11 protein-coding genes and 1 pseudogene are annotated in these 11756 nt (G+C 57.2%); 2 read left to right on the forward strand and 10 right to left on the reverse strand.

The features are described from left to right. Positions 1-99 precede the first annotated feature (99 nt). Positions 100-447, forward strand: a complete 348-nt coding sequence (locus NMA58_RS31085; RefSeq protein ID WP_431324665.1) for a tyrosine-type recombinase/integrase — start codon at positions 100-102, stop codon at positions 445-447. On the opposite strand, the gene NMA58_RS31090 is transcribed toward NMA58_RS31085, so the two are convergent. After that, the gene (locus NMA58_RS31090) at positions 420-1394 is read right to left on the reverse strand and encodes a CobW family GTP-binding protein (RefSeq protein ID WP_416068686.1); all 975 of its coding nucleotides are present in this window, start codon (positions 1392-1394) and stop codon (positions 420-422) included. The two genes, NMA58_RS31085 and NMA58_RS31090, sit on opposite strands and share 28 nt — an antisense overlap. Before the next feature lie 172 nt (positions 1395-1566). After that, positions 1567-2013: a phasin family protein gene (locus NMA58_RS31095; protein ID WP_431324630.1), complete on the reverse strand. Its 447-nt coding sequence runs from the start codon at positions 2011-2013 to the stop codon at positions 1567-1569. Positions 2014-2966: 953 nt separating this feature from the next. On the opposite strand from NMA58_RS31095, the pseudogene NMA58_RS31100 reads away from it, so the two are divergent. Further along, a pseudogene (locus NMA58_RS31100) lies at positions 2967-3269 on the forward strand (transketolase); the annotation flags it as partial. 276 nt (positions 3270-3545) lie between these two features. Here the strand turns inward: NMA58_RS31100 and NMA58_RS31105 are convergent. From NMA58_RS31105 to NMA58_RS31140, 8 genes are all read right to left on the reverse strand, one after another. Next, positions 3546-4277, reverse strand: a complete 732-nt coding sequence (locus NMA58_RS31105; protein ID WP_416068685.1) for an ABC transporter ATP-binding protein — start codon at positions 4275-4277, stop codon at positions 3546-3548. After that, positions 4274-5041 carry an ABC transporter ATP-binding protein gene (locus NMA58_RS31110; RefSeq protein ID WP_434714947.1) on the reverse strand — a complete coding sequence of 256 codons (768 nt, stop codon included), beginning with the start codon at positions 5039-5041 and terminating at the stop codon, positions 4274-4276. Before NMA58_RS31110 ends, NMA58_RS31105 begins: the two co-directional genes overlap by 4 nt. Then, entirely contained in the window at positions 5041-5907 is an 867-nt protein-coding gene (locus NMA58_RS31115; RefSeq protein WP_416068683.1) for a branched-chain amino acid ABC transporter permease, read from the reverse strand. The genes NMA58_RS31110 and NMA58_RS31115 overlap by 1 nt, the downstream gene beginning before the upstream one ends. 3 nt (positions 5908-5910) lie before the next feature. Further along, positions 5911-6765 (reverse strand): branched-chain amino acid ABC transporter permease, encoded by an 855-nt coding sequence (locus tag NMA58_RS31120; protein WP_416068682.1) that lies wholly within the window; start codon positions 6763-6765, stop codon positions 5911-5913. Between the two features lie 57 nt (positions 6766-6822). Continuing rightward, positions 6823-8055 (reverse strand): ABC transporter substrate-binding protein, encoded by a 1233-nt coding sequence (locus NMA58_RS31125; protein ID WP_434714950.1) that lies wholly within the window; start codon positions 8053-8055, stop codon positions 6823-6825. Between the two features lie 147 nt (positions 8056-8202). Further along, on the reverse strand, positions 8203-9363 hold the full coding sequence (locus tag NMA58_RS31130; protein WP_431324631.1) for a M24 family metallopeptidase: 1161 nt from the start codon (positions 9361-9363) through the stop codon (positions 8203-8205). Between the two features lie 56 nt (positions 9364-9419). Continuing rightward, positions 9420-10232, reverse strand: a complete 813-nt coding sequence (locus NMA58_RS31135) for a 2-keto-4-pentenoate hydratase (protein ID WP_416068679.1) — start codon at positions 10230-10232, stop codon at positions 9420-9422. Positions 10233-10281: 49 nt separating this feature from the next. After that, positions 10282-11754 (reverse strand): NAD-dependent succinate-semialdehyde dehydrogenase, encoded by a 1473-nt coding sequence (locus NMA58_RS31140; protein WP_416068770.1) that lies wholly within the window; start codon positions 11752-11754, stop codon positions 10282-10284. Positions 11755-11756 lie beyond the last annotated feature (2 nt).

The following is an 11756-nucleotide window of genomic DNA, read 5'->3' on the forward strand; positions in this document are numbered from 1 at the left end:
AGGAAGACATCCAACGCCTCCTGTCGGCCGCTCTGGAGATGCCGTCGATATACCCGCTGCAACCTCAGGCCATGGACATATTATTGCCTGTTCGGGCTGCTGAGCGTTTCCGGTTTTCGGCTCGGCGAGGCGCGCAACCTCAAGCTCGCGGATGTTGATTTCGACGCTGCGGTGTTGACGATCCGCGGAACGAAGTTCAGAAAGTCACGTCTTGTACCGATGCACGCATCGACACCTCAAACAACTCCGCGGAAGAATGCGATCGTCACCGCGATATTCAATCGCCTGCTGCACCAATCAACGTTGAATACCATCCGCGGCGACAGCTACCTTCTCGAAAAGCGCCGCTCCGGCCTCTGCATCAGGTCGGAGCGGCGCTTGAAACTAACGCGACCGCAAACCAGTGAGGGCGCAGTTCTTCAATTCGTCAAGGTTGCAATCCCTTGAGGGGAGCACCTCTGGAGCCCACGGCGCAGCTCTGACTCATCGAGATCTCGACCAATCAAGACGATCTCGGTGAGGCGGGGATGTTCCCTCCATGGTTTTCCAGCACGCAATTCGCGCATCAGATAAACGCCGTTCAAGACATAACGGTAGGCTGCGCCAGGGAAATTCACCACCCCTTTTATACGCAGCATGTCGGTTCCCTTCACCTGCGCGAGGTGCTTCAGCCAGCTATCGAAGGCTGTCGGATCCAGCGGTTCCGCTTGCCGCAGCGCGACACAAGAAAGGTTTTGGTCATGTTCATGATAATGGTTCTCGAGGATGAATGGCACTTTCGACAAGACGTTCTTGAGATCGAAAGCGCCAATGTCCAAAACAGCGCCCATAGAGACTTCACAATCCTTCGTCCGAAGGAGCCGAGCCAGCGGATTAAGCTGTCGGACGCGTCTCTCAACCACAGCAGGCTCGTTGCTGGAGACGCGGTCGGTTGTATTGAGTAGGATGACATCGGCAAGGCTAATCTGCAGAGTGGCTTCGTCGTGGCCGAACTGCCGACTGACATGATGAGCATCGACCACAACGACAATCGCATCGAGTTGAACATACTTCGACAAGACCTCGTCCACTACGAAGGACTCGATAACAGGCGCGAGCCAGGTCAAACCCGAGGTTTCGATGACAATGCGATCGAAGACGCGATCGGATGCGAGGATATCGTGAAGTGCGCCGATCAGGTCGTCACGAACCGTGCAGCAGATGCAGCCGTTGTTCAGTTCTACAACGTGCGCCGTTGTTTCGATGAGAAGCCTGCCATCGATACCGACGTCACCAAATTCATTGATGACCACGGCAATGCGTTCGTCATGCCGCTCGGCCAGAATTCGGTTGAGCAGCGTTGTCTTGCCAGCCCCAAGAAAGCCGGTCAGAATGGTCGCCTTGAGTCTTTCCATGACAGCCTCCAATACTGCAGCAACATCCGATCTGCCCCGATCGGAGGCGCATTGTGGGAGCCCGAGGAATGACCGATTTCATTCCTCGCTGTTTGCGTTCTCTGCCCTGTCCTGGATGCCGAGCAGATTCGGACGGCATGACAGGCGGCTAAGTGCCGGGCAACCCGCGCGGCTATTCCGAAGGTAGGGAGGATGTGTCGAACATTCCTCTCAATGACTTGTTTATGTCTATTAGAAATTTCGACGCTATGGCCTGAAAATCTCTCGCATGGCCGAAGGTTAGTTCGAGTCGTTCCCGGACGAACTTCGATTGGAGTTCGAAAATCTGAGAGGGCGTTTTTGCTGCAGCTAACGCCTGAAGGTGACCTAGATCGGCCTCGATAGTCGCTTGCAGGGCTGCTGTTGATCGCAACGATAGTTCATTGTTAGCCCGAACTGTGATTTCTGAGATCTGTTTCTGCATTTCTTGACCTGCGCGAGCGCTTGAGGTGAGGGTCTGAATGCCGCCCTCCAGGCTTGCGGTTGGGCTCGTGGCAGCGACGCGAGGGTATCCAGTCGCTTCAGGGGAACGGCTGTCGATTCTTTCAGTGGGGTTGGAGTTATCTGAGATCCTGACCATTGACTTATCTCCGATGAATGACCAAAAGGGAGGAAACGGTCGTGACTGTTTCCCGTTTTTTTCCTTGTTGTGATCGGCGCACCGCCGATCGGCTCACCATATACTTCAAGATTTGTGCCAACGCGTGAGACTGAGAGCAGGAAGAGGATTTTTGCTTTGATATCAGCCGTTTGCCCAAGACACGTAAGTCTATCCGTGCGGCGGAGAGCCGACAAACACGACGCATGTGTAGCATCTCAGCCAAGGTGTAAGCCTGACGTCTTTGACCTGAGACCTATATTCCCTCCAGCTTTCGGGAGAGTCTTGGGTTTTCATGAAGTGGAACCCGATTTTGGACCACCCGGCTGGGATTTCCCGTAGGGTATTGCTCATGGCGGACCGGGTGCGCGGGAGCCGTTCATGAGCGATATCGGCGGTTTGTTCCCGATGGCGCTGTGAGGGCGAACCTCGTTGTACAACAGGGCGACTGAACACCCACGGGACCGAGGTTCGAGAGCTTCTATATCCGTGGCACCCTTGGTCTGGGCGGCATGTCCATACCCATGGACTGGTGGACAAGGGGTCTGCTGTGTTCCGCTGCAGCTTACCGGGTTCGATGTCATGCCGGTTGCTCCAAGTTCCGGTGTGGATGTTTGACCAAACACTGAGCGCACGGTTGGCCTTGCCAATTGCGTATACCGATTTTGCTTGCCTGCTTGCGGCAAAGTTGCTGGAAAAGGCCGGTACTCCGTCACAAGGCGCGGATATGAGCGCAGCATTGATCTCTGTGAGGGTAAGTTAGCGTAAAGACGTTTGGCTGTACTTCAATGGACTGACAATCAGTATAGAGTATCTGCCAAAGTGGAGCATCACCATGGATTGGCAGCCAATCACAACCCCTTCCGGGCTTCGCCCCCCTCAGCCGCTTACCGGGCGGGCGCAATCAATCAGCCATTACTTCCCCGAGCACTCGCACACCTTGCACCAGCTTATTTAGGTCGCGTCCCGGGGCGATGAGCCATATTGAACGCCTGCTGGCGCCTTTGTCACGGGATTGCGGGATCGTCACGGTGATCGATGGCCACCCAGCCACGCTCTCCTGGATTGGGGGGGTCAATGGTCACCGCGTCAAGTCGCTGGGGGTCGAACATTTCGGCCAGACCGGCACAATTGCAGACCTTTATCGGCATCATGGTCTTGATACAAATGCGATCATGCACGCGGCTCAAGCTGCCAGCAACGGAAGGGTCCCCCGCTATCTGCAGGCGCTTTCATGAAATTGGGCTTCGGGCTTTCGAAACAGCTTCTGTCCGGTGATATCCCTGGTTCAGCGGAAGACTGATTTAGGTAATCGATCCTCCTTTAGAGCTTGCTGGGCGCTGGGCGTCCAGATTTGCAGTCCGCTGGTGTCCAAAGAGAGTTCGTCTTAGAGAATCTATCAAGCGGCTACCGTTAGCAGCCGCTTGAGCAGTCAACGGATCGCGCTGCTTCCGCTTTCTCGACAAAGTCGAAAACTTCAGAAGCTGGCGGCTGCGGCCGCACCTGACCGTCCTTCAAACTGCTTCAGCGTGGGCGCCGAGATAGATCTTTCCGACGACGGGATTGTTCATGATGCTCTCGGCGCTCCCATCAATCTGGTTTTTTCCCTCTGCAAGAATGTAGCAGCGATCGGAAATCTCCAGCGCCTTATGAGCATTCTGCTCAACCAGCAGCACGCCGACGCCTTGTCTATGACTTATCTCGCGTATGTGCTGGAATACTTCGTCTGTTGCCTTTGGCGACAGGCCAGCGCTTGGTTCGTCAAGCAGCAAGACCGAGGGTCCAGCCATGAGCGCTCTGCCGAGCGCCACGACCTGCTGCTGGCCACCGCTTAGCTTACCAGCGGTCGCTGTCCAGTAATCGGCCAGGTTGGGCAGAATTTCACGCACCACCGCCTGCCGCTCCTTGACCGAACCCGGGACGGCAAAAAGACCCATACGCAGGTTTTCTTCGACGCTCATCGTGGCGAAGACATTGCGCACCTGAGGGACATATCCCAGACCGGAGCGCAAACGATCACGCGTCGGAGCGTGGGTGATATCGATCCCCTTAAGCTTGATGGTTCCCCCTTTGGGCTTCAACAGGCCCGCAAGTGTCTTCAGTAAAGTTGACTTACCGCAACCATTCGGACCGATAATGGTGACGATCTCACCTGCGGCCAACTCTAGGCTCACTCCATGCAAGATCTGCATCTCGCCGTAACCGGCGACAAGGGACTCGGCTGTTAAAATGATCTTCTTGTTCATGCGCTCACCCCTCCAAGGTAGGCGTCCAGCACTTCCTTGTTCGATTGAATCTCAACAGGCGTGCCTGCGGCAATTACCTGCCCCCTGTCCATGACGATCACCCGCTCGCACAGTTCCATGATGACCGTCATGTTGTGCTCGATGATCAACAGCGTCACACCAGAGGCATGAATGCGCCTGAGAACCGCCATCAGATGTCGTATGAGGGTCGGATTGACTCCGGCGGTAGGCTCATCGAGCAACAACAGCTTTGGGTCAGCCATCAGGCAGCGGGCAAGTTCAAGAAGCTTTTTCTGACCACCCGAAAGTAGGGCTGCCGGGTGTTGAGCCTTTTCACCCAAGCCGACCATATCCAAGACCCCCTGCGCCTTCTGCAGGTTGATCCTTTCCTCGTCGCGAACGCGCTTGCCGGGCAAGAGGACCGACCGCACCTGGTCGCCGAACTGCCCCTCGGGCACCAGCAGGAGGTTCTCAAGCACGGTCATCTGTTTAAGTTCGCGCGGAATCTGAAACGTGCGGCGAAGGCCGAGCCGGGCGATATCGTGCGCGCTCAGCTTTTCGATGTGGTTCCCATCGAACAGGACCTCGCCGCTGTCGGGGCGAACGAAACCACTGACCAAACTGAAAAGGGTGGACTTTCCGGCTCCGTTCGGCCCGACGAGCCCGGTTATGCTGCCGGCGCGGACGGAGAACCGGCATTTGTTGACGGCCTGCAGGCCTCCAAAACGCCGGCTGACGTCCTTGATCTCGAGTATCTGTTTCATCATGCCCTCCCCGGGCGGTAGCGAACCATTACGATCGCGATCAGTGCAAGTCCGAGCACCATCAGGCGCAGAGCCGCCAATTCCACACCATCGACAAATGTGATGTAGTCCTTGAGCAGGCGCGTCCCTTCAAGAAGCGCAGCAACCAGAGCCGTGCTCAGGAGAGTTGCCACGCTCGAGCCCTGTGCGCCAATCAAGACGGCCGCAAGGACGTAAATGCTCACGTTCGGACCAAACATATCCGGCGAGATGTAGCTGAGGTAGCTGGCAAAAAACGCACCACCCAAGCCAGCCAAAGCTGCGCCCAACAGGAATGCTTTTGTCTTGTATGCCAGTGCGACCTTGCCGACGGAGGTGACAACGCCCTCGTCTTCCCGGATCGCCTTGAGCGTCCGCCCGATGGGGTAACGCTCGATACGCCGGGTGAACCAGAAGGCGAGCGCAAGCGCGAGTGCCGTGACGACCAGAAAGGAAGTCTCCGATCCAAGTCCGGGGAATGATGCGGGACGCGGTACGCCTGCAATCCCGTCAGGTCCCCCCGCCAGCCATTTCTCATTCAGCAGGACCAACCTGACGAACTCGCTGAAACCGAGTGTTACAATGGCGAGGTAATCCTCGCGCAGACGCGGTGTGAACATTGCAACGGCAGCACCGAAGACGCCGCTCAAGGCCGTCGCCACTCCGACCGCCAGCAGAAAGGGGACGCCCGCTTTCGAAAGAAGGGCAAACGTGTACGCGCCAACTGCGAAGAATGCGACCTGACCCAGATTGATAAGCCCGGTCAGGCCCCATTGGATGTTGAGACCTAGCGCCACAAATCCGTAGATGCCCGCAAAAATCAGGATCGCGATGAGATAGTCGATCATGGCTTAGCTCCTGGATTTCACAAGGCCGCTTGGGCGAACCAGCAAGACGAGGGTAAGTACGAGAAATGCCAGCGCGGTTTTGTAGCTCGATGGCAGGATGAAGAGGCTGAACTCTGACGTCAGGCCCACCAGTACCGCGGCAAGTGCTGCACCGACAACGCTCCCAAGACCGCCCAGGATCGCGACTGCGAAAAGGGGTATCAGGACGCGCCAGCCAAGAAGCGGATTAAGAGACGTCTCGGTCGCCAGCACAATTCCGCCGACGGCAGCGAGGAAGCCGGCTGCAAACAAGACGGCGCCATAAACCCGTTCAGGCTGGACACCTGTTACGATGGCAAGCTCGGGATTGGTCGACGTTGCTCGTACCGCGCGACCAAACTCGGTGTAGCGCAGGCCCAGGAAAATCCCTGCGAGAATGACGATGACAAGCCCGATAATTGCTGCTTGCACCGGGGTGATGATGAAGCCGGCAATGATGAACGGTCGCATCGGCAGGATCGGGAACTGCAGATTTCCGTTGCCCCATCCGAAACGGACGAAATTTTGCAGGACCAGCATCAGCCCCAAGGAAAGCAGCACCGGCGGGAGAATTCCAGCCTTGCGCACGAAACGGAAAGCCGTCTGGTCGACTGCAAGCGCAATAAGGCCTGTAACGACCGCCGCCAGAAGCCCAGCCGTCCACAGCGGCAATGAGAAACCGCAGAGAAGAAGCGTGAGATAGGCACCGAGCGTCATGAACTCGGGGATTGCAAAATTGGGATAGCGCAGCACACCGTAGATGAGCGAAATGGCTGCCGCCGGCAGACTCCATATCGCAGCCATCACGAGCGCCGAGATGAGGTAGATCTTGAATTCCATCGTGGCGTTACCTTCGGCTGAAGGCGCCGCACCAATGCGGCGCCTTGATCGGTGCGATTAAAACTGCACTTCGCTGATCTTCCCGACAGGAGCGGTCTTGCCGTCCTTGACCTCGGAAACGCGGAAGTTCGCCTTTGCAATGTTGCCGTTGGCATCGAAGTCGAGCGGTCCCGACGCACCGTCGTAGTCGATGCGCTCACCTTTTCGCAGCGCTGCCACCCCTTCAGCAAACGACGTGACCTTGGTGCCGCCAGTGCCGGTGATCTCACGGATCGCCTTGTCAAGCGCCTTGCCGTCTGTCGACTTTGCCGCTTCGATCGCAAGCGCAAGAATGACCATTTCGTCATAGGCCTGCGCGCCGAAGGAGTAGTAGCGATCAGAGCCTAGCTGTTTCGCGAGCCGCTGATAGGCGGGCGAGTCCTCGGAAACGCCCTCTTCGACCAGAAGCAGGCCGTCCGCTGCAGGACCGGCATTCTTGATCAAGTCGGCACTGACAGAAAAGCCCGGGACGATAAAGCGGGTTGTCAAGCCTGACTGGTAAGCAGCCTTCAGGATCGCGATCGTGTCCGGTTCGTAGCCAGAAATGTGGACGAAGTCGGGCTGGTCAGACAGGACGCGCGCAACTTCCGTGGTGAAAGTCGTTTGCTCCTCGTTATACGTGACGAAGCTCGTGATCTTGCCGCCGCGCTCTTCGAAGCGCTGCTTCAGAGCGTCAACTGTGCTCTGGGTGAAGGGTACGTTCAAGCCGAGGACCGCTGCCTTTTTCCAGCCTTGCTGGGCGGCGTATTCGGCGTAAGCCTTTCCGAACAGCAGGTCGTCCGGTTCAAGCCGGAACACATGTCCCTTCTTCTGGACTTCTGTGATGCGGCTCGCACCCGAATTGGACAAAAGGATCAAGCCCTTCTCTTGGACAATGGGTGCAACGGCAAGCGTGACACTGCTTGCCCAGGTTCCGAAAATTGCGCTCACCTTGTCGACGTCAACGAGCTTGCGCGCAGCGCGAACGCCAGCCTCAGCGTTGGTCTCGTCGTTCTCCTCAACAAGTCTGATCTTACGGCCCAAGGGTCCGCCAGCCGCGTTGATCTCCTCGAGTGCAACTTTCGCCGAAGCGAGCATTTCCTGACCGAATGGACCGCCCGCGCCAGAAAGAGGCATCAACGCTCCCAAAACGATCTCGCTGTCGTCTGCCGCAGCTGGGCTCGGACCCAGCAAAGAGGCAATGGCGGCTGCGCTGACGCAGGCTGCCAGGAAGAGACGGCGTGAAGACATTGCCCAGCCGGTGGATTTCATCTCTGCATTTGTCATTTTTTGAGTTCCCTCTGTTGAATTTATGCTGATTAAGATGCACTGCGACAGACGCCTTGGGCGGCGTCATCCTGCCTCCTTCTTTGCTCTTAGATGGGGCGCAATTCCTCCTGGCGCCGCGCTCACCACATCTCAAAAACCGATGTTACGCGGAAAGTCGGTAGTGTTCCTGGCACCGTCTTCAGTGATGAGCATCACATCAGAATGTCGGAAGCCGCCGACACCCGGTATGTAGACCGCAGGCTCGACCGAATTGACCATGTTGGCCATGAGCTTTCCGGAATTGTAGATCCGCAACTCTCCACGCTCTTCGCGTCCGCCAGCACCGATCATGATACCGAGCGCGTGTCCGGTTCCGTGGCGCACGTAGTCGGCAAGATCGACCTTTCGGAAAATCTCGCGTTCCATAAGCGCCATGTCTGACATGGTGACGCCCGGCTTAAGCGCCAGCTTGATGGCATCGAAGGCTTCATTCACCGCGTCGAGCGGCTTCTTCTGAGCCTGCGTCGGCTCACCGAACACAAAAGTGCGTTCAAGTTCCGTGCAGTAGCCCCACATCACGGGGAAGATGTTCAGTGCAATCAGATCGCCACGTTTCAGCCGCCGACTGGTCGGATGCAGATGCGGCGTGAGTGTGTGATCGCCAAACTGGGCGTAGGCATAGGTGCTCGTGAGACCATTGATGGACAATGCTCCCATTGCCTTGTTCGTCTCAGCGACTGCGTGCGCTGCCACCGCAAGCTCGGTGACGTTCTCGTGAAGAGCTTCGAGAAACGCATTTGCGCCAATTTTTGCCAACTGGCCGCCGAGTTCGAGAAGACGGACCTCTTCATCGGATTTGATGAGACGCAGGTCCTCAATCAGTGGGCTGATCTCAACAAATTCCGCCTGTGAGAACCTGGCAGTCAGAGCGCGATGGATGCCGACCGGCATCAGCGCTTCCTCGATCCCGATGCGAACTGTGCCTGAACTCTGTCGGGCAATGAAATCGGCGCACATCCTGAGGCTGGTATGGACGACATTCTCGTCATCCCCATAAGCGAGCACCTCGTCGAAAACGCTGTGAGCTTCCATGGTCTCTTGTTCGAGCGCTGCCCCGCAAACGGCGCTGGTGCCGGATACGGGCAGTATCGCCCACATGGGTCGGCCCCACTCCGAAAGCAGCGGGACACCGCTCATATAAAAGACGCTGTCAGCCGTATGCATGAACGCGAAGTCGATGTTTGCGGCAGCGAGTTTCTTCCGAAGAGACTCGATACGGCGGGACATTTCGGATCTTGAAAAATAGGTCATCCCCTCATTTCCTTTCTTGATTTCCGGTTGTTTGATCAGGCGGGCGGTTGTGCCTGCTAGACAAGATCCAGGCTGATCTCCTCGAATGCGATTCCGGACGTCGTCGCCTTCCATCGTTGGCCAGATTGGGCAGGCAGAGCGACCGTTAATGTACCAGTGGTGACGATGTCGCCGGAAGCCAACGGCTGGCCACCAAAGCGCTCCAGCTCACGCACCAGATAGCGAAAGGCCTTGATCGGGCCCCCAAGCACTTGAGCTCCGCCTCCGGTCGCGGAAGAACCTTCGTCGCTGGACAACGTGGCAGTAAAACTCTCAAGTTGCGCTGCCCACTTCCCGTGGTCGCCAGCAATCGGGTGTCGCTTGCCGAGAAGCAATGCGACATGCACACCAGTGGCTGCGCCGTCGGCGACCTTGAACTGCCAATCTGGAAAGATTGACGTGCAGACCTCGAAATCGAGTGCCGCCCATTCCACGCAGTCCAGCAGCTCTTCTTCGCTCATCTGAGTATTGGGCGCAGCCTTGAGACCCAGCGCAACCTCCGCCTCCATACGGACATTCGGCCAATTGCGGACCTCAAGGGTGCTCGTCTCGCTGAGCTCAAACGTCGTCGTATCATAGAGATAATTCCAGAGCGGCCCCGCGATGCCGTAGCCTGCCCAAGCGGCGGAGTTGGTGAAGCCGATCTTCCGACCGATGATCTTCTCCCCATTTGCTTCTCGCCTCCGACGCATTTCCTCCACCACCCAATAGGAGTCCGCCAGCTCGAAATGAGGGTACCGCTGTGAAAAGGGCACGACTTCTGTCAACACACCACGCGTTCGGAACACCTCGTCGGCGATTTCAGATCTGATAGGATTTGTCAGCGACATCTTTACCTCGGTTTGTTTGTTGTTCCCGGATCAGGAGTTTCTCAAGCTATTACCAGGTCACAGCAATGTACTTGGTCTCGCAAAATTCCAGGATGCCATGATGAGCCCCTTCTCGCCCAAGTCCGCTTTGCTTCACGCCGCCGAACGGCGCGGCTGGATCTGATGCCAGGCCACGGTTGAGACCAATCATTCCAGCCTCGAGTCTCTCCGAAACGCGGAGGCCGCGGCCAAGATCACGCGTGAAGACGTAGGCAATCAGGCCGTATTCTGTGTTGTTGGCCGCAGCGATAACCTCATCTTCGCTTTCGAAGGTGCTCAAGGCGGCGATCGGCCCAAAGATTTCCTCGTTGGCGATCGCCGCATCAGCTGGGACGTCGCGAATAACCGTGGGTGGGAAGTAGAAGCCGTCTTGATCAAGGGCAGTGCCTCCCGTCAGCACCTTCCCCCCGCGCTCGGTCGCGTCCGTCACCAGGCCACCAATTCGATCAAGTGCCTTCCTGTTGATGACCGGTCCGCACTGGGTGGATTTGGAGTAGCCTGCTCCGACCGTCAGTGCCGCCATGCGTTCAGTAAGCTTTTGCGAGAAAGCCTCGACGATGCCGGTTTGCACATAGAAGCGGTTGGCCGCCGTGCAGGCCTCGCCGCCATTGCGCATCTTAGCAACCATCGCGCCCTCGATGGCGGCATCCAGGTCAGCGTCATCGAAAACAATGAATGGTGCATTGCCACCAAGTTCCATTGAGCAGGAGATGATTGTGTCGGCCGCTTCGTGCAGGAGCTTTCGACCGACTTCAGTAGAACCGGTAAATGACAATTTGCGGACACGCGGATCATGCAACATCTTGCTGACCACGGCGCCTGACCGTTCAGTCGTGATCACATTGACAACGCCATCTGGCACCCCCGCCTCAGCATACAGTGCGGCAAGCGCATAGGCGGTCAACGGCGTCTCTGTCGCCGGTTTAAGCACGCAGGTGCAGCCGGCGGCAAGGGCCGGTGCGATTTTGCGCGTCGCCATCGCTGCGGGAAAGTTCCAGGGTGTCACCAGGACTGCAACGCCAATTGGTTGATGTTGAACCACGATCTTGTTCGCCCCTGAGGGGGCGGTCGAGATTTCGCCGTTCAGGCGAACTGCTTCTTCCGAGAACCAGCGAAAGAACTCAGCGGCGTAGGTCACTTCACCGTAGGCGTCACTCAAGGCCTTGCCGTTTTCGAGGCTGATCAACTCTGCCAACATGTCCTTTCGCTCGACCATCAGCTCAAAGCATCGGCGCAGAATCTCTGATCTCCTCCGCGGCGGGGTCGCCGCCCAGGCGGGTCCCGCATCGTACGCCGCCTGAACAGCGTCTAGAGCATCTTCGATCGTTGCATTGGCAACGTCTGAGATGACAAGACCGGTAGACGGGTCAAGAACGTCAATCCGCCTAGCCGAGGCTCCAGGGCGCCACTTTCCAGCAATATAGAGGTCAGTAGGGACTTGTTTGAGGTCAAAGCTGATCTGGGACGTGATTGTCGGCGTCATTG

It is taken from the genome of Rhizobium sp. YTUHZ045 (assembly GCF_051124255.1).
Lineage (GTDB): Bacteria > Pseudomonadota > Alphaproteobacteria > Rhizobiales > Rhizobiaceae > Rhizobium.